Annotated in this window: 13 protein-coding genes; 8 read left to right on the top strand and 5 right to left on the bottom strand. The window is 71.0% G+C overall.

The features are described from left to right. Window positions 1-7: 7 nt before the first annotated feature. Both pal and MNOD_RS25960 read right to left on the bottom strand, forming a co-directional pair. A complete protein-coding gene (gene pal / locus MNOD_RS25965) occupies window positions 8-526 on the bottom strand; it encodes a peptidoglycan-associated lipoprotein Pal (RefSeq protein WP_015931939.1) in 519 nt (172 codons plus the stop codon). A gap of 771 nt (window positions 527-1,297) precedes the next feature. Continuing rightward, a complete protein-coding gene (locus tag MNOD_RS25960; protein ID WP_157091556.1) occupies window positions 1,298-2,311 on the bottom strand; it encodes a WcbI family polysaccharide biosynthesis putative acetyltransferase in 1,014 nt (337 codons plus the stop codon). Between MNOD_RS25960 and MNOD_RS25955 the strand changes: the two genes are divergently transcribed. From MNOD_RS25955 to MNOD_RS25935, 6 genes are all read left to right on the top strand, one after another. Next, window positions 2,301-3,353 (top strand): GSCFA domain-containing protein, encoded by a 1,053-nt coding sequence (locus MNOD_RS25955; protein WP_015931937.1) that lies wholly within the window; start codon window positions 2,301-2,303, stop codon window positions 3,351-3,353. The genes MNOD_RS25960 and MNOD_RS25955 overlap by 11 nt on opposite strands. A gap of 84 nt (window positions 3,354-3,437) precedes the next feature. Continuing rightward, window positions 3,438-3,611 carry a hypothetical protein gene (locus MNOD_RS48255; protein WP_015931936.1) on the top strand — a complete coding sequence of 58 codons (174 nt, stop codon included), beginning with the start codon at window positions 3,438-3,440 and terminating at the stop codon, window positions 3,609-3,611. 191 nt (window positions 3,612-3,802) lie between these two features. Next, entirely contained in the window at window positions 3,803-4,189 is a 387-nt protein-coding gene (locus MNOD_RS25950; RefSeq protein WP_015931935.1) for a DNA-binding transcriptional response regulator, read from the top strand. Window positions 4,190-4,339: 150 nt separating this feature from the next. Further along, complete coding sequence (locus MNOD_RS25945) at window positions 4,340-4,783, top strand: Ros/MucR family transcriptional regulator (RefSeq protein ID WP_015931934.1); 444 nt, start codon at window positions 4,340-4,342, stop codon at window positions 4,781-4,783. 526 nt (window positions 4,784-5,309) lie between these two features. Next, window positions 5,310-5,996: a response regulator transcription factor gene (locus MNOD_RS25940; RefSeq protein WP_015931932.1), complete on the top strand. Its 687-nt coding sequence runs from the start codon at window positions 5,310-5,312 to the stop codon at window positions 5,994-5,996. Next, complete coding sequence (locus MNOD_RS25935) at window positions 5,993-7,438, top strand: sensor histidine kinase (RefSeq protein WP_015931931.1); 1,446 nt, start codon at window positions 5,993-5,995, stop codon at window positions 7,436-7,438. The genes MNOD_RS25940 and MNOD_RS25935 overlap by 4 nt, the downstream gene beginning before the upstream one ends. An 83-nt stretch (window positions 7,439-7,521) precedes the next feature. Here MNOD_RS25935 and MNOD_RS25930 read toward each other — a convergent pair whose 3' ends face one another. After that, window positions 7,522-8,535 carry a 1-aminocyclopropane-1-carboxylate deaminase gene (locus MNOD_RS25930; RefSeq protein WP_015931930.1) on the bottom strand — a complete coding sequence of 338 codons (1,014 nt, stop codon included), beginning with the start codon at window positions 8,533-8,535 and terminating at the stop codon, window positions 7,522-7,524. 144 nt (window positions 8,536-8,679) lie between these two features. Here MNOD_RS25930 and MNOD_RS25925 point away from each other — a divergent pair, with 144 nt between their 5' ends. Both MNOD_RS25925 and MNOD_RS25920 read left to right on the top strand, forming a co-directional pair. Further along, window positions 8,680-9,159, top strand: a complete 480-nt coding sequence (locus MNOD_RS25925; protein WP_015931929.1) for an Lrp/AsnC family transcriptional regulator — start codon at window positions 8,680-8,682, stop codon at window positions 9,157-9,159. 86 nt (window positions 9,160-9,245) lie between these two features. Then, window positions 9,246-12,176, top strand: a complete 2,931-nt coding sequence (locus MNOD_RS25920) for a bifunctional [glutamine synthetase] adenylyltransferase/[glutamine synthetase]-adenylyl-L-tyrosine phosphorylase (RefSeq protein ID WP_015931928.1) — start codon at window positions 9,246-9,248, stop codon at window positions 12,174-12,176. Between the two features lie 468 nt (window positions 12,177-12,644). Here MNOD_RS25920 and MNOD_RS25915 read toward each other — a convergent pair whose 3' ends face one another. Next, window positions 12,645-14,993 carry a PAS domain-containing sensor histidine kinase gene (locus MNOD_RS25915; protein WP_015931927.1) on the bottom strand — a complete coding sequence of 783 codons (2,349 nt, stop codon included), beginning with the start codon at window positions 14,991-14,993 and terminating at the stop codon, window positions 12,645-12,647. A gap of 181 nt (window positions 14,994-15,174) precedes the next feature. Further along, window positions 15,175-17,859, bottom strand: a complete 2,685-nt coding sequence (gene pepN, locus MNOD_RS25910) for an aminopeptidase N (RefSeq protein WP_015931926.1) — start codon at window positions 17,857-17,859, stop codon at window positions 15,175-15,177. Window positions 17,860-17,953: the final 94 nt, after the last annotated feature.

The raw sequence follows: 17,953 nt of genomic DNA, 5'->3' as shown, positions 1-17,953 counted from the left end.
CGGGTGCTCAAGAGCTCGCGCCGCCATCGAGCACGGTGACGGCCCGGCGGTTCTGCGACCAGCAGGAGATGTCGTTGCAGACCGCGACCGGCCGCTCCTTGCCGTACGATACGGTGCGCATCCGCGAGCCCGCGATGCCCCGCGAGGCGAGATAGTCCCGCACCGTCTGGGCGCGGCGGGCGCCGAGCGAGAAGTTGTATTCGCGGGTGCCGCGCTCGTCGGCATGGCCTTCGATCAGGAAGGTGTAGTGCGGATAGCGCGACAGCCACTGGGCCTGCTTGTCGAGGGTCGCGGTCGCGGTCGGGGTGAGGTCCGTCGAGTCGGTCTCGAAAAACACCCGGTCGCCGACATTCACGACGAAGTCCTGGGCGCTGCCGGGCGTGGCGGCTCCGCCGGCGCCGCCGCCGGCCGCGTAGGCGGAGGCGTCCGCGAGGTCCTTGTTCGACGAGCAGGCGGCGATCGACAGGGCGAGACCGACCGCGACGGCGGCCCTGAGCACGCGCGACGAGGCGAGCGGCAGCGACATCGATGGGTACTCCTCTGGCGGGGCCGACCACCACCCCGCCGCGACTTCGCGACATCCTCTAGGTCGCGGGCGGTTAAGCGAAGGTTCCGTCAACCTTGACGAGGCCTTGCGGCGAGGGCCCGCAGGATGCGTGGCCTCGGAAACCGTCCGCGAAGGTTAATCAGTCGTCAATTGCGGCCACGCTGCGGCGCGGCTGGATGCCGGGGGCGGGAAGTTCCCGTGTGTTGCAGTGCAGCAACGCTGTTGCCCCGCGGCAGGGCGCTGCCCGGCGGCCGGGTGCCGGTGCATTCCCTCACGCGCGATGATGCGACCGCAGACCGGATTACAGGGTCTCTACCCCATCCCGGATTCTCCGCTCCTTCCCGCTCTCCCTTTCCCGGATCTCCTTCCGCTGACGCTGCATGCGCCCGGGACAGGGAGAGCGGGCGCGCCGATCCTCGATCGTCTCCGGCGTCAGGCAGACGGCGTCGCGTGGGCTGACGCGGTCTCGATCGAACCTGACCTGCGTGGAAGCCGCCCGCTCCTCAGTTTCGATTGAGGGCCGGTGGGATTGCCCCAGAAGGCAGCGCTTGGTCAGCCGGTTTCATCCGTCAGGGTCAGCGCAGCTGATGGTGACTCATCATCAACGGCCCCGGCTGCCGCATCGGGCCGTCGACCCATCTCGACTTGTCAACGCCAAGCCACAGGCTTTGTTGAAGAGGCTTGGCGACAATTCCTTGGCGACAATCTCAAGACCGGAGCCAACGGGCCTTGACCCAAGACCCGTTGACATCAGGCCCCGTCGAACAGGTCCCGCACCCCCGCATCCGCCGCCCAGGCCTCCAGCCGCACGCCCGAGAGCCGGGCGCGCGGCATCGCCCGGTACATCCGGAAGGAGGCGGCCACGAAGGCGGGCAGGTCGTAGAGGGCCGGCAGGGCCGGGCCGCTTGCCTTCGCCTTGAACAGATAGGAGCCCGACACGCCATAGCGCTCCGCGACCGGCGGGTAGACCGGCCAGACCACGTCGCGCACGAGATCGTCGGTGAGATAGGTCTCCGGGTCGATGTCGCGGACCGGCAGGCCCGCCTCCAGCAGGAGCCGCCGGCCGATATCCCCGAGCACGAAGAGCTTCGGGTGGTTGACGTTGAGCATGAAGCAGCCCCGCCGGCTCCAGAGCAGGAACTCCCGGTCGAGGGAAAAACCCTCCTCCGCCGCGGCCGCGCGCATCGCCCTTGCGGCGCCGTCCCAGACGTCGAGATAGCCGAGCCGCGCGAAGACCTCCTCGCGGAACAGCCCGAGCGTGCGGGCCTCGTCGAGGCCCCGCAGGAACGCGAAGGCGGCGATGGCCGAGTGGTAGAGGCCGAGCGGCGAGGGGGCGAGCGCCGCGTCCTCGCCGACATAGATCGTGTCCGGATGGAACCCCGAGAAGACCAGCGTCGGGAACAGGCGAAGCTGCGGGAGCTGCGCCCGCAGCGCCGAGACGCCGCCCGGGAGCGTGGCCTCGGCGAAGGCCTGGGAGAGGACGAGGTCGTAGCCCCGCAACTCGGCGGCCAGGGCCGCGGCATCCGGAACGGCGCGGCGGAGGCGGCCCACCGGCAGCAGCCTGACCCGGCTGTCCGGGCAGAGCAGGCCGAGCACGGCCGCAAGGCCCCGTCCCTGGCAGTTGCCGATCACCGCGATGGCGGGCCCGGCGCCCGAACCGGGCCCGGAGCGGCGCTCCCGCCATGGTGCGGCCCAGGATCGGAGCGAGAACAGGGTGCGGGCGAGGGGCCGCGGAGGCGAGACGAGGATCGAAATGGCGCACAATCCCTATGCGGACCTGCCGGACGAGCGGTTCTGGCGCCGGGCCGTTGCGGGCGTCCCGCCCTTCGCGCTCGACCCGCGGCCCGCCGCCCCGTTCCCGATCGCCCCGACCGACCGGGTGGCGACCGCGGGCAGCTGCTTCGCCCAGCGGGTCGCCCAGGCCCTGCGGGACGCAGGGTACCACTACTACATCACGGAGGCCGCGCCACCCGGCCTCGCGCCGGAGGAGGCCGAGGCGCGCCAGTACGGCACCTATTCGGCGCGCTACGGCAATCTCTACACCCCCCGCCAGTTCGTGCAGCTCTTCGACCGCGCCTACGGGGCCTTCGTGCCCGCGCTCCAGGCCTGGCCGCGGGAGGACGGGCGGTTCGTCGATCCGTTCCGCCCGACGATCGAGCCTGCGGGCTTCGCCGACCCGGAGGCGGTGGCCGCGTCGCGCGCGGCGCATCTCGCCCGGGTCCGGGCTTTGTTCGAGAGCCTCGACGTCTTCGTGCTGACGCTCGGCCAGACCGAGGGCTGGCGTCACCGGGAGGACGGCGCCGCCCTGCCGCTCGCCCCCGGGGTGGCGGGCGGCATCTACGACCCGGACGCCTATATGCTCGTCAATGCCGGGGCCGCGGAGGCGACCGCGGATCTGCGCGGCTTCCTCGACCGCCTGCGCGGCGTTAATCCGGCCGCGCGGGTCATCGTCACGGTCTCGCCGGTGCCGATGATCGCCACCGGCATCGCCCGCCACGTCCTCGTGTCGAACACCTACACCAAGGCGGTGCTGCGGGTCGCCGCCGAGGAGGCGATCGCGGGCGACGCGCAGGCCGTGTACTTCCCCTCCTACGAGATCGTCACCGGCGGACAGAACGCGGCCCGCTACTACGCCGAGGATCAGCGCTCGGTCACGCCCGCGGGAATCCGCCACGTCATGCGCTGCTTTCTCGCCGCCTTCACGCCGGGCGGCGCGGCGCCGCCCGAGGCCGTGACCGGGGCCGAATTCGCCCGGACCCGGGGGGTGGTCTGCGACGAGGAGGAGATCGAGCGCAGCCTCGCCTGACCCGGTTCGGGGGCTGCGGCGGGATCTTCCGGCCGTGCCGGGCGATGTCTGTCCGCAGAGCCCCCGGCGGAAGGAGCCCGTCCCGTGAATCTGGAAGAGCCCGTGCGCAAGGCCATTCTGGCGGAGCTGGAGCGGCAGGCCGCGTCAGGACGCCTCACCCTCGACAAGTCCGGGTCGGGGCCGATTCGGCTCGATGGCCGCATCGATGTCGACGAACTCGTGATGGCCGTGCTGGGCGCCCTCGCGGGCGGGCCCTGAGCCTCGCCCAGCCGCCGACAATCGCCGTCATCCCTCTGCGCGCCCCGAGCGCATCGTGCGGGGATGGCGGCTTTGCGTGCGTCATCACACGGTCTTCATCCGCTGCTGTGGCTAATCCGGAAGCTCTGTCGCCGGATGCGGGACGCATACCGGCCGGGAGGGCGCGACGCGGCGCCCCGGAGACCCCACACATGGCCAGCCAGGAAGGGGCCGCGATGGCACCCGACGCACGCTTCTTCTACCGCAGGGTGCTGCTGCTGACGCCCGATCCGTGGCTGCGCGCGCGGCTCTGCGGGACGCTCGAGGAACTCGGCTGTCTCGTCCAGCCCTTTGCGTGCGAGGCCGAGGCGCTGACCTGGGCGCAGGACGAGATCGCCGACCTGGCGATGATCGACAGCCTGTCGGGAACCGGGCACGGCATCGCCCTCGCGGCGCAGCTGCGTCACGAGGGCGTCCCGGCCGTGTTCTTCGACGGGTTCGACGCCGAGCGCGGCCTGCTCAGCGCCGAGCCCCCCAGGCATCCGGGACTGCCTCGCCGCACCCCGCTGTCCGAGGTTCTCGAGGCCTGCTTGACCTGAGGGCAAATAAATTGCCCGCGACATGACGCAAAGGAGGGTGGCATCAAGATTTTGTGATCGCGTCCGCCGGAAACATTGTTACGGTCATTCAAGCCGTGATAACTTGACCTTCCCCGGCGGACACCCGCCTTCGGCAAGGCCACATATCTCATGACTTCCACGTTTCCGAACGCCGGCAAGCTCGCCGTGCTGACGGCTGATATCGCGACTGCCTATCTGAGCCGGAACCACCTGCAGAGCGGCGAGCTGCCCCGCCTGATCGGCGAGATCCACGCGGCGTTGCACAGCGCCGCGCAGGGGACGACCGCTCCGTCCGGTCCTCCGAAGCCGACACCCGCCGAGATCCGCCGCTCAATCACCTACGACGCGCTGATCAGCTTCGAGGACGGCAAACCCTACAAGACCCTTCGCCGCCATCTCACGCGGCTCGGCCTGACGCCGGAGGCCTATCGGGAGAAATGGGGCCTGCCGCCCGACTACCCGATGACCTGCGCCGATTACTCGAAGCGGCGCTCGGAACTCGCCCGCGCCCTGACTCTCGGTCTTCCGATCGTCAAGACGCCGGCACGCGAGCTCAGCCTCGCCGAGGCCTAGAGCATTTTCCGACGAAGTGGATCCCGGTTCGTCGCAGACAATGCGGCACAATCAAAAACCTGGAGCAGGATCCGTTCATGGTGGAACGGATCCTGCTCCAGGGCCTGCCTTACCGGAATGTCATGTTCCGGAGACGCAGGCGTAAGCCGCGCCGGCGCATCACTGGGGATGTCGCCGGGCGTGGTCGGGACCTCTCATCCCCCGGGCTCCACCGCCCCGGCCCCGAGGGCCGGACCGTCGGATCCATCGTCGCCCCCCAGGACGATCCGCCGGTCTCAGCCGCGGCAGGTCGGGCGCTTCGCTGCCCGGCCTGCCGTCCTTAAGCGAGGCGAACCCGACGTGCCGATCGCCGCGCCCCCGGCCGGCACGTCGGGGCGGGCCTAGGCAGGCTTGCGTCGGCATGCCGACGCAAGCCTGCCTAGGCTTTTGCTATGTCGCAGGTTTTTGACGGAAAACCGCAAGGCACTTGTCCGAAACCTGCTTAAGCGGCAGGCGGTGTGCCCGAGTTGGGATAGTATCGCGTCCCATGCGTCTCCTGATCATCGAGGACGACCGCGAGGCGGCGTCCTATCTCTCGAAAGCTTTTCGCGAGGCCGGCCACGTGGCGGATCTCGCCGCCGACGGGCTCGACGGCTATGCGCTCGCCCGCGAGGGGGATTACGACGTGCTCGTGGTCGACCGCATGCTGCCGAAGCTCGACGGACTCTCGCTGATCCGGTCGCTGCGCGAGCAGGGCGTCGAGACGCCGGTCCTGATCCTCTCGGCGCTGGGGCAGGTCGACGACCGGGTGAAGGGCCTGCGGGCCGGGGGCGACGACTACCTGCCGAAGCCCTATGCCTTCTCGGAACTCCTCGCCCGGATCGAGGTTCTGGCGCGCCGCCGCGGGGGAGGGGCGGGCGAGCCGACCGCCTACCGGGTCGGCGACCTCGAACTCGACCGGCTGTCGCACCGCGTCACCCGCGGAGGCCAGGAGATCGTGCTCCAGCCGCGCGAGTTCCGCCTGCTCGAATACCTGATGCGCCATGCCGGGCAGGTCGTGACCCGCACGATGCTGCTCGAACACGTCTGGGACTACCACTTCGATCCGCAGACCAACGTCATCGACGTCCATGTCTCGCGCCTGCGCGCCAAGGTGGACAAGGGGTTCGAGCGGCCGATGATCCACACGGTACGGGGTGCCGGCTACATGGTCCGGGCCGGCGGCGAGGGGTGAGCGCGCGCGCGCCCGTCGCGGAGGGCGTGCCGGCGCGCCTCGGCACGCTGTTTCGCACCACCGCGTTCAAGCTCTCGCTCGCTTATCTGCTGGTCTTCGCGGCCTTCGCGTTCTTCGCGCTCGGCTATGTCGCCTGGAACGCCCGACAGGTGCTCGATGACCAGATCGTCTCCACCATCGAGGCGGAGATCAGTGGCCTGTCCGAGCAATACGCGGCGGGCGGCATCCGCCGCCTCGTCAGCGTGGTCGAGCGGCGCGCCCGCGAACCCGGCGCCTCGCTCTATCTCGTGACCACGCCGGCCGGCGAGCACGTGGTCGGCAACGTCGAGTCGCTGCCGCCGGGCCTCCTGGCGGAGCCGGGCCAGACCGAGACGGCCTATGGCCGCGGCACCGACGGCGACCGGCTCGACCACCGGGCGATCGTGCGCATCTTCACCCTGCCGGGGGGCTTCCGCCTCCTGGTCGGGCGCGACGTCGAGGAGCGCGACCGCCTGCGCGCGGTGATCGCGCGCGCCTTCGCATGGTCGCTGATGCTCGTGGTGGGGCTCGGCTTCGTCGGCAGCCTGTTCATCGCGCAACGCGTCCTCAAGCGCGTCGACGCCATGACGGAAATCACCCGCGGCATCATGGCGGGCGACCTCGACGGACGCCTCACGCTCGCCGGGACCGGCGACGAACTCGACCGCCTCGCGCAGAACCTCAACGCCATGCTCGACCGCATCGGCGAATTGATGCAGGGCCTGCGCGAAGTCTCCGACAACATCGCCCACGACCTCAAGACGCCGCTGACGCGGTTGCGCAACAAGGCCGACGAGGCCCTGCGCACCGGCCACGACGCCGAGACGCTGCGGGCGGCCCTGGAAGCCAATATCGAGGAGAGCGACAACCTCATCCGGGTCTTCAACGCCCTGTTGATGATCGCGCGCCTCGAAGCCGGGGGCACGCGCGAGACCCTCGCCGATTTCGATGCCGGGGCGGTCGCCCTTGAGGTCGCGGAGCTCTACGAGGCGGTGGCCGAGGAGCGCGGCGTGGCGTTGCGCACGGACATCGCCTCCGGGCTCACCGTGCATGGCAGCCGGGAGCTGATCGGGCAGGCGGTGGCGAACCTGATCGACAATGCCCTCAAGTACGGCGCCGAGGCCGCCGAGCCGACCGTCACGATCGAGGCGCGGCGGGTCGGCGAGGCGGTGCGCCTCACCGTCTCGGACCGGGGCCCCGGCATTCCGCAGGCCGAACGCGGCCGGGTGCTGGAGCGCTTCGTGCGCCTGGAGACGGCCCGCTCGCGCCCCGGCTTCGGCCTGGGCCTCAGCCTCGTCAACGCGGTCGCCCGCCTGCATCAGGGCGCCTTCCTGCTGGAGGACAACGGGCCGGGCCTGCGCGCGACCCTGGCCCTGCCCGCTCGAGTCCATCCGGCGCCTCCGGAAGCGCCGGATGGACTCTAAGTCTTTGAAGGGTCGGATGTCCGGACGGAGAAAAGGGGTCCACCCTCCGGGGCATCCTCTCTCCCGAGCGGGGAGAACCCCGCTCAGCCGTTGCGGAAGGTGTAGCCGTAGCCGTTGAGGGCCGGGGCGCCGCCGAGATGCGCGTAGAGCACCTTCGAGCCCGCGGGGAAGAAGCCCTTGCGCACGAGGTCGATCATGCCCTGCATGGACTTGCCCTCGTAGACCGGGTCCGTGATCATGCCTTCGAGCCGCGCGCAGAGGCGGATCGCATCCTTGGTCTCCTGCGACGGCACGCCGTAGACCGGATAGGCATAGTCCTCGTTCAGCACCACGTCGTCCGCCGACAGGTCGCGCCCGAGGCCGACGAGGTCGGCGGTGCGGCGGGCGATGTCGAGCACCTGCGCCTTGGTCTGGGCCGGGGTCGCCGAGGCGTCGATGCCGATCACCCGGCGCTCGCGCCCGTCCTTGGCGAAGCCCACGACCATCCCCGCATGGGTCGAGCCGGTGACCGTGCACACGACGATGTAATCGAAGGTGAAGCCGAGGTCGCGCTCCTGCGCCCGCACCTCCTCGGCGAAGCCCACATAGCCGAGGCCGCCGAACTTGTGCACCGAGGCGCCGGCCGGGATGGCGTAGGGCCGGCCGCCCTTCGCCTTGACGTCGTCGATCGCCTCCTGCCAGCTCGACCGGATGCCGATGTCGAAGCCGTCATCGACGAGCCGCACATCTGCCCCCAGGATGCGGCTCAGCATGATGTTGCCGACCCGGTCGTAGACGGCGTCCTCGTGCGGCACCCAGGCTTCCTGCACGAGGCGGCACTTCATGCCGATCTTCGCCGCCACCGCGGCCACCATGCGGGTGTGGTTGGACTGCACCCCGCCGATCGAGACCAGCGTGTCGGCGCCCGAGGCGATCGCATCCGGCACGATGTATTCGAGCTTGCGCAGCTTGTTGCCGCCGAAGGCGAGCCCCGAGTTGCAATCCTCCCGCTTGGCGTAGAGTTCGACCTGGCCGCCAAGATGAGCGGAGAGGCGGCCGAGGCGCTCGATCGGGGTCGGCCCGAAGGTCAGCGGGTAGCGTTCGAATTTCTCCAGCACGGTCGGATCTCCGGATGAGCGGGGAAGCGCCGCGAACCTAACCCACTTGCTGCGAAAGGTGCTCTCGAAGAACGGTCCCGTGCTGGCGGTTCAGGCGCTTGGCCGGCCGTGATATGAGGGAGAACGCCACCGGAAGCGCAATCCATGGAAGATCCTTTCACCCACCTTAAGCTCGACCGCATCGACGTGAAGATGCTGCGCCTCCTCCAGGAGGATGGCCGCCTGACCAATGCCGAGCTGGCCCAGCGGGTGAATCTCAGCCCCGCCACCTGCCACCGGCGCATGCAGCGGCTGTTCCGGGGCGGATTCATCACCGGCGTGCGTGCCATGGTGGCGCCGCGGGCGGTGGGGCGGGGCGCACTCGTGATGGTGGGCGTGGTGCTCGACCGCTCGACGCCGGAGAGCTTCGCGGCCTTCGAGCGCGCCGTCGTGTCCCTCGGCTTCGTGCTCGACTGCCACCTCGTGGCCGGCGATTTCGACTACGTCCTCAAGATCCGGGTCGGCGACATGGCCGATTTCAACCGCCTCCATGGCGAGAAGCTGATCGCGCTGCCCGGCGTGCGGCAGACACGGACCTTCTTCGTGATGAAGGAGGTGATCGACAACGCGCCGCTCGACTTCTGACCCGTCACGCCGACGGTTGTCGCCGAGGGCGGATCATGCCACGACCGCCGCAAGGGGCGCGACCAGCCCCAACGGGAGGCCGCGCGATGTCAGCCCCGCTCCTCGACCGGATCCGGACCGGCCCCCTCCTGTCAGAGGCCGAGCGGGCCCGCGACCGCCTCGCCGATCTCCTGCAGGCCCTCGACGCCGTGCCGGACCATGCCGGCCTCGCCGCCGCCCTGCGCAGGGACGGCCCGGTGCGCGCCCTGGTGCTCGGCCTTGCCGACCATTCGCCCTTCCTGTGGGGGCTGATCGCCCGCGAGCCGGACCGGCTCGCGCGGCTCCTCGCGCAGGCCCCGGAGGCGGCCCATGCGGACCTCGTGGCCGCCCAATGGGCGGCGGGCGCCGCGGGCGCGCCGCGGGAGGCCGTCGCCTGCGCGCTGCGCCGCAACCGCGCGGAGCACGCGCTCCTGATCGCGCTCGCCGACATCGGCGGGGTCTGGTCGCTGGAGGCAGTCACGGCGGCCCTGTCCGACTTCGCCGACGCCTCCGTGAGGGCCGCCCTCGACGCCGTCCTGCTCGAGGCCGCAGCGACGGGCCGCTTCCGGCCGCGCGACCCGGCGGCGCCGCAGGAGGGCAGCGGCCTCATCGTGCTCGGCATGGGCAAACTCGGCGCGGGCGAGCTCAACTATTCGAGCGACATCGACCTTATCGTGTTCTTCGACCCCGCCACTGCGCCCCTGCGCGAGGGCGTCGAGGCCACGCCCTTCTTCAGCCGGCTCGCGCAGGGCCTCGCCAAGCTCCTGCAGGAGCGCACGGCGGACGGCTACGTCCATCGGGTCGATTACCGCCTGCGTCCCGACCCGGGCGCGACCCCGACCGCACTCTCCCTCGAGTCCGCCTTCACCTATTACGAGACGGTCGGCCAGAACTGGGAGCGCGCCGCCTTCATCAAGGCGCGGCCCGTCGCCGGGGACCTCCCGGTCGCCGAGCGATTCCTCGCGGAGCTGCGCCCCTTCGTGTGGCGCAAGTATTTCGACTTCGCGGCGATCGCCGACGTGCACGCCATGAAGCGCCAGATCCACGCGGTGCGCGGCCACGGCGCCATCGCGGTGGCGGGCCACGACATCAAGCTCGGCCGCGGCGGAATCCGGGAGGTCGAGTTCTTCGTCCAGACCCAGCAACTCGTCTTCGGCGGGCGTCGCCCGTCCCTGCGCGGCCAGCGCACCCTCGACATGCTGCCGGCCCTTCACGACGAGGGCTGGATCACGCCGCAGGCCCGCGACGAGTTGTGCGAGGCCTACCGGTTCCTGCGCACCATCGAGCACCGGCTGCAGATGGTCGCCGACGAGCAGACCCAGCGCCTGCCCGAGGATCCGGGGCGGCTCGCCCGCTTCGCGCGCTTCTGCGGCTACCGGGACGCCGAGGCGCTCGGGGCGGCGCTGGTCGGGCAGGCGACCCGTGTGCAGGCACATTACGCGCTGTTGTTCGAGGCCGGCCCCGACCTCTCGGCGGAGATGGGCGATCTCGTCTTCACCGGGGCGGAGGACGATCCGGCGACGCTTGCGACCCTGCGGCGGCTCGGATTTCGCCATCCGGAGCGGGCGATCGAGACGGTGCGCGGCTGGCACCACGGGAGGCGGCCCGCCGTGACGAGCGCCCGCGCCCGCGAGGTCGTCACCGAACTCGTTCCGGCCCTGCTCCAGGCGCTTGCCGGCACCGCGGATCCGGACGGGGCGCTCGCCGCCCTTGACCACGCCTTCGGCCGCATGCCGGCCGCGGTCGAACTCCTCACCATCCTGCGCTCGCACGAGCGGCTGCGGCTCCTCTTCGCCGATCTCCTCGGCACGGCGCCGCGTCTTGCGGAAACCGTGGCCTACAGCCCTCATGTCCTCGATGCGGTGATCGACCCGGCCTTCGTCGAGCCGGTCACCGACGAGGCGGCGATGGCCGCGCAGATGCGCCGCCTCGTCGGCGCGCCTCAGGTCTTCGAGGATTTCCTCGACCGCCTCCGCGATGCCGCCCGGCAGATGCGCTTCGTCACGGGCGCGCGCCTCCTCTCCGGCATCCTGCCGCCCGCCGGAGCCGGCCGCGCCTATGCGGCGATCGCCCAGGCCGCCATCGCCGAGGCGCTCGGGGCCGTGCAGGAGGTCTTCGCGGCGGAGCACGGACGGGTGCGGGCGGCCCGGATCGCGGTGCTCGGGCTCGGGCGGCTCGGCTCGCGCCAGCTCACGGCCGAGTCCGACCTCGACCTCGTCGTCCTGTACGATTTCGACCCGCAGGATCGCGAGAGCGACGGGCAGCGCCCCCTCGATGCGGCCGTCTACCACAACCGGCTCACTCAGCGCCTCGTCGCTTCCCTGACGGTGCCGACCCGGCGCGGGCATCTCTACGAGGTGGATCTGCGCCTGCGGCCGGGAGGCCGGCAGGGCCCGGTCGCCGGGCAATGGCCGCGCTTCGTGCCCTACCAGCGCGAGGAAGCGGATCTGTGGGAGCACATGGCGCTGACCCGCGCCCGGGTGCTCGCGGGCGATCCCGAATTCGGCGCGGAGATCGAGGCCGCCATTGCGGCGATCGTCAGGAGCCCGCGCGACCCGGCCCGCGTCGCCCGGGAGGTGCGCGACATGCGGGCGCTCATCGCCCGCGAGAAGGGCGACGGCGGTCCCCACGATCTCAAGCTCGCGCCGGGCGGCCTCCTCGACCTCGACTTCCTGGCGCAGGCGCTGGTCCTGATCCATGCGGCCGCGCATCCAAGCCTGATCGGCCTCGATGCCCCGGCGGTCATTGCTGAGGCGCGGGCGCTCGGCCTCGTGCCCGAGGCGGCCGCGGATCCGCTGGAGACGGCCTACCGCCTCCTCGACGACGTCCATCACTGGCAGCGTCTGATGGTGGAGGGGCCCTTCGAGAAGGGTGCCGCCCCCGCCACCCGGGCGCGCCTCGCCGCGGCCGCGGGCCTGCCGGACGAGACGGCCCTGCTCGCCCGGCTCGCCGAGACGAGAGCCGAGGTGAGGGGATGGTTCGAGCGGCTGCTCGGGTGATCATTCCGCGTCGAGCAGAGCGGCCGCTGCCGGCAGCATCGCCTCATGGCGATGATCGTCATTCCCGACCGCGCGGGGCGATCGGCTTCGGCAGCAGGTTCATACGGCTTCCGGTTGATCTGTTCGGAGACAAGAGGGCGCGGGAACCGCGGGAACCCCTCTCCCGTGCGGGAGAGGGGTATGGGGATCGAAGATCCCACGTGAGGGTCCCGGACGGTGCCGCCATGAATCACTAAGCGTTGTGCTGGCAGCGGGACGGTTCAGTCCTCTTGCCGAACCACCTGGGCCCTCACGCGCGATCTTCGATCGCCTGCCCCTCTCCCGCATAGGAGAGGGGTTCCCCGCGCGGACTCGTCTTGGAACAGATCAACCGGAAGCCGTATCACCTCCCTTTTTCCGGACGACTGAAGCGCGAGCGGAAGAAGATCCGGAATGCAGCACAAGGACTCGCCGCGAAGCGGCTCGATTTCAGGCCTCCGCCGGCTCCGGCGCCGCCACCTTCCGAGACGACGGCGCTGCCGCGTCGCGCACGATCTCGACGACCTCTGGATCGCCGGCCGCGCCCCGCGGCGGCTGGGGCAGGCGCACGAGGACGATCGTGCCGCATCCCACCTCCGAGCGGATGCGCAGGCGTCCGCCATGCAGTTCCGTGAGCGAGCGCGAGATGGCGAGCCCGAGGCCGGACCCCTTGAAGCTGCGCGAAAAGTTGCTCTCGACCTGCTCGAAGGGGGCGCCCAGCTTGGGCAGCACCGCCTTCGGGATGCCGATGCCGCTGTCCTCCACGAAGATGTGGACGGCGTCGAGCGCCCGCCGGGTGCGGACCGCGACGCGGCCCGCCTCGGGCGTGAACTTCACGGCGTTCTGGAGCAGGTTCACCAGGATCTGATGCAGGGCGCGCTCGTCGGCCAGCACCACCGCGTCGGCGCTCATCTCGACGCTGAGCGTCAGGCCCTTGGCGCGGGCCGGCTCGGCGATGAGCTTGAGGGCGCGTTCCAGGGCCTCCGCCACCGGCACGGGCTGCTTCACCAGCGTCACCCGGCGCGCCTCGATGCGCGACATGTCGAGGATGTCGTCGATGACCGACAGCAGATAGTGGCCGCTGGAGCGGATGTCCCGGCAATATTCCCGGTACTTCTCCGAGCCGAGCTGCCCGAAGACCTCGTCCTGCATCACCTCGGCGAAGCCGAGGATCGCGTTCAGCGGAGTGCGCAGCTCGTGGCTCATATTGGCCAGGAACTCGGATTTGGAGCGGTTGGCGCTCTCGGCCTGGGCCTTCTGGTCGAGATAGCGCTCGGCGAGGTCGGCGAGCTGCTGGGTCTGGAGTTCGAGGGTGCGGCGCGAGCGCTTGAGGTCGGCGATGGTGGCGATGAGCTGGCGCTCGGACTCGACGAGGCGCTCCTGGTGGCGCTTGAGGGTGGTGATGTCGGTGCCGACCGAGACGTAGCCGCCGTCCTTGGTGCGCCGCTCGCTGATCTGAAGCCAGCGCCCGTCGGCGAGTTCGGCCTCGAAGGTGCGCGCGCCGAGCTCGGCGAGGTCGGTGTTGGGAATCTCGCGGCGCACCGCCGGCACGGCGGCCCGGCCCATGATCGCGTCGTAGCGCCGGCCCGGCTGGGCCTCCTCTAGGGTCAGGGCGTGAAGCCGCCGGAACTTCGAGTTGCACAGGACGAGGCGGTTCTGCGCGTCCCAGAGCACGAAGGCCTCCGACACCGCCTCGACTGCGTCGCGCAGGCGCATGTCGGCCGTCGCCGTGGATTCCGCGAGGCGGCGCTGCTCGGAGATGTCGATGATGATCCCGACGAGATGGCGCCCGCCATCGTCCTGATCGCGCACGATCTCCGCCCGGGCCTTGAGCCAGATCCACTCGCCCGCCGCGCTGCGGATGCGGAATTCGTGATCGACGGTGGCGTCCTGGGCGGCGAGCTGGCTCGCGAGCCCGTAGAGGTCGGTGTCGTCGGGGTGGACCAGCGCGTTGACGTCGCCGAACGACAGGAACTCGTGCTCCCGGACGTAGCCGAGGAGCTGGTACATCGAGTCCGACCAGTAGATGCGGCCGCGGGCGATGTCCCAGTCCCACAGGCCGCAGCGCCCGCGGCAGAGCGCCGTGTCGAGCCGCTGGCGCACCTGCTCGCAGACGCGGTCGACCGTGCGGGCCCGGTCCGCCTGGAGCGTATAGGCGAGCCCGACGCAGACGATGACCAGCGTGGCGGTGCCGATGACCACCGCCTCGGTGCGGGCGCGGCTCCGCCAGTCGGCGGTGGCCGTGTCGAGGGATTGGACCACCGCGACCCGGCCCCGGCCGGACGGCAGGGCGCGCAGGGTCGCCAGGGCGGGCGCGCCGCCGAGCGTGGCGGTCATCACGCCCGCGCGCTCGCCCAGGATCAGGAGCGGTTGCGCCTCGCCGAGATGATCCGCGAGCCTGTGCCCCGGAGGGAGGAGGGCGGGCAGGGAGGCGGCGATGCGGTCGTCCGGCCCGATCAGGTAGACCGCGCGCCCCGCCACCAGGGCGGAGGCCGGGACCGCGCCGTCGAGGCGTAGCTCCGATTCCGGAGCGGTGCTCGACAGGCTCGCCGCGACGAGCCGCGCCAGGAGATCGATCTGCCGCCCCGCCTCGGCGACGGCATCGCGGCGCTGGGCGAGGAGCTGGGTCGCCGTGATGGCAAAGAGCGAGATGAGGAAAAGGCCGAGGATCGCCGGGATCGCGAAGCGGAGCCAGGATTCCGCGCGCGCCAACCGCTGGTGAGCCGGGGTGATGGCTCGTGCGATGCCGAGGATCGTGGCCGCACGTGCAGCGAGTGGGGCGGGATCCGCCTCCAGCATACTCTCATCCTCACACGCTCGGGTGATGCGATTCGCCGGCCGGCCCCGGCGCCGAATCGCTCACTCTTGTGACATTTCCACAGCTGATTTGTCCAGCTTTCCGCAGCGATGGGAGGATGGTTAATCTGTCGTTAAACGGGTGTGCGACAGCCCGGGACCGAATCGGGATTGGCTCGGTCGTTCAGGCCGTTATCTGGTGCCGGGCCGAGGCGAGCGATCGATTCGCGATGTCGGAGACATCCGGCGAGAGTCCCGGCGAGGCCGCGATCATGCGCAGTCGCGCCTCCGCGCGGGCGCGCCGGCCCGGCTCCATCATCCGCCAGGTATTGAAAGCCGTCAGCAGACGTGCTGCGACCTGAGGGTTGCGCGAGTCGAGATCGAGCACGGTTTCGGCCAGGAGCTCGTAGCCGGCGCCATCCTCCCGGTGGAACTGCGTCGGATTGTTGAGGCTGAAGCTGCCGATGAGCGCGCGCACCCGGTTGGGGTTGGCGGCGGAATAGCCCTCGTGACGCATGAGCGCGCGCACGCGCGCCACCGTGCCGGGCTCGGGGATCATCGCCTGGAGGGCGAACCACTTGTCGAGGACGAGGGGCTCGCCGCGATAGGTCTCGTCGAAGGCGGCGAGCGCCCGCTCGCGGCCTTCGCCCGGGAGCAGGGTGAGGACCGCCAGCGCCGCGAGCCGGTCGGTCATGTTGTCGGCCTCCTCGAACTGCGCCTCGGCCAGGCGGGTGCCGAGCTCCGGATCGGCCGCCGCGATCAGGTCGAGGGCGGCATTGCGCAGGGCCCGCTGCCCGGCGCTCGCCGCGTCGGGACTGAACGGCTGGCCCGCCGGCGCGGCCAGCGCCTCGCGCAGCGCGAGAAGCCGGGGCTGGAGCGCGCGACCGAGATGCGCGCGCAGGGTCCAGCGGGCGCGGTGGATCGCATCGGGATCGACGTTGGCGCCGATCTCCTGCGCCACCTCCTGGTCGCCCGCGATCGCCAGGACCAAGGCCGCGAAGGCCGGGTCCTTCAGGGCCTCGGCATCGAGGAATCCGCCGAGGGCCTGCGCCAGGGCCGCGCCGCCGGGGCCGGCTTCCGCGGCGAGCGGGGCGCCGCCGCGCGCCCGCGTCGTGAGGATGTCGAGGGCGAGGTTCTGGGCCGCCTGCCAGCGGTTGAACGGGTCGCTGTCATGGGCGAGCAGGGTGAGGCACTGCGCCGTGTCGAGGGAATGGGCCACCTTCACGGGCGCGGAGAAGCCCCGGAACAGCGACGGCACCGGCTCGGATGCGACCTCCGTGAAGACGAGGCGGTCGCTCTCCTCCTGAAGCACGAAGACGCCGTCCCGCACGCGCTCGGAACGGGCCGCGAGGGCGCCGCCCTCCCGCGCCACCAGGCCGAGGGAGATCGGGATGACGAGGGGCTGGGGGGCGCCGCCGCCGCTTGCCTCGGTGGCGATGGCCGGCAGGCTCTGGTGGAAATCGAGGGTGTAGGTGCACTGATGGGGATCGTAGCGGCCGGCCACCGAGACGGTCGGCGTGCCGGCCTGCGCGTACCAGCGCGCGAAGGCCGCAAGATCGCGGCCGCTCGCCTCCGCGAAGGCTGCGAGGAAATCCTCCACCGTCGCCGCGGTGCCGTCGCAGCGCGAGAAATAGAGGTCCATGCCCGCCCGGAAGCGCTCAGGGCCGAGGAGCGTGCGCAGCATCCGGACGATCTCGGCGCCCTTCTCGTAGACCGTCGCGGTGTAGAAGTTGTTGATCTCCCGGTAGGCCTGCGGGCGGACCGGATGGGCGAGCGGTCCCGCATCCTCCGGAAACTGGCGGGCGCGAAGGGTGCGCACCTCGGCGATGCGGTGCACCGGGCGCGAGCGCTCATCGGAGGAGAATTCCTGGTCGCGGAAGACCGTGAGGCCCTCCTTCAGGCACAGCTGGAACCAGTCTCGGCAGGTGACGCGGTTGCCCGACCAGTTATGGAAGTATTCGTGGGCGATGATCGCCTCGATATTGGCGTAATCCGTGTCTGTGGCGGTGTCGGGGCTGGCCAGAACGTATTTGTCGTTGAAGATGTTGAGGCCCTTGTTCTCCATCGCGCCCATGTTGAAGTCGGAGACGGCGACGACGTTGAAGACGTCGAGGTCGTAGGGCCGGCCGAAGACGCGCTCGTCCCAGGCCATGGCGCGGGCCACCGCGTCGAGGGCGTAGGGTGCGCGGTGCTCCTTCCCGGGCTCGACATGGACGGCGATCTCGACCTCCCGGCCCTCCATGGTGGTGAAGCGGGAGGAGATCCGCCCGAGCCGCCCGCCGACGAGGGCGAACAGATAGGCGGGCTTCGGGTAGGGGTCGTGCCAGACCGCGTAGTGGCGCCCCGGCCCGGCCTCGCCCGCCTCGACCGGGTTGCCGTTGCCGAGCAGCACCGGCGCCTCCTCGCGGTCGGCCTCGATGCGGGTCGTGTAGACCGCGAGCACGTCCGGCCGGTCGAGGAAGTAGGTGATGCGCCGGAAGCCGTCCGCCTCGCATTGCGTGCAGTAGACGCCGTTCGAGCGATAGAGCCCCATCAGCTTGGTGTTGGCGCTCGGGTTCACCTGCGTCTCGAGGGAGAGCACGAAGGGGCGCTGGGGGGGCTGGTGCAGGGTGAGGCCGCGGGGCGTCGCCTCGAGGGCGCCCGGCGCGGTCGGCTGGCCGTCGAGGGCGACCGCCAGCAGGGTGAGGTCGTCGCCGTCGAGGACGAGGGGCGCGCCGGCCTCGCCGAGCGGGTTCGGCCGCAGGGCCAGGGTGGCGGTGATGCGGGTCTCGGTCGGGTGCAGCCGCACATCGAGATCGACCCGGTCGATCAGGTAGTCGCTCGGCCGGTAGTCGGCGAGGCGGACGATCGGCGGGGTCTCGGTGCGCATGGGGCAGGCGGGCTCCTCGGGGGGCGGCGGGCTCGACGCCAGTTGTAGCCGGCGCGCGACCGGGCGCAACGCGCTCCGCCGCCCTGACCGCGTT

The organism is Methylobacterium nodulans ORS 2060, from assembly GCF_000022085.1.
GTDB classification, from domain to species: Bacteria; Pseudomonadota; Alphaproteobacteria; order Rhizobiales; family Beijerinckiaceae; genus Methylobacterium; species Methylobacterium nodulans.
The sequence above is the reverse complement of the archived record's forward strand: the minus strand, read 5'-3'. Positions and strand labels throughout refer to the sequence as shown.

Bases quoted from the DNA above. Each gene is read 5' to 3' on its own strand.
- pepN (WP_015931926.1), bottom strand. From the start codon at position 17,859: ATGCGCACCGAGACCCCGCCGATCGTCCGCCTCGCCGACTACCGGCCG.
- MNOD_RS25940 (WP_015931932.1), top strand. From the start codon at position 5,310: ATGCGTCTCCTGATCATCGAGGACGACCGCGAGGCGGCGTCCTATCTC.
- MNOD_RS25950 (WP_015931935.1), top strand. From the start codon at position 3,803: ATGGCCAGCCAGGAAGGGGCCGCGATGGCACCCGACGCACGCTTCTTC.
- MNOD_RS25925 (WP_015931929.1), top strand. From the start codon at position 8,680: ATGGAAGATCCTTTCACCCACCTTAAGCTCGACCGCATCGACGTGAAG.
- MNOD_RS25915 (WP_015931927.1), bottom strand. From the start codon at position 14,993: ATGCTGGAGGCGGATCCCGCCCCACTCGCTGCACGTGCGGCCACGATC.
- MNOD_RS25945 (WP_015931934.1), top strand. From the start codon at position 4,340: ATGACTTCCACGTTTCCGAACGCCGGCAAGCTCGCCGTGCTGACGGCT.
- pal (WP_015931939.1), bottom strand. From the start codon at position 526: ATGTCGCTGCCGCTCGCCTCGTCGCGCGTGCTCAGGGCCGCCGTCGCG.
- MNOD_RS25955 (WP_015931937.1), top strand. From the start codon at position 2,301: ATGGCGCACAATCCCTATGCGGACCTGCCGGACGAGCGGTTCTGGCGC.
- MNOD_RS25920 (WP_015931928.1), top strand. From the start codon at position 9,246: ATGTCAGCCCCGCTCCTCGACCGGATCCGGACCGGCCCCCTCCTGTCA.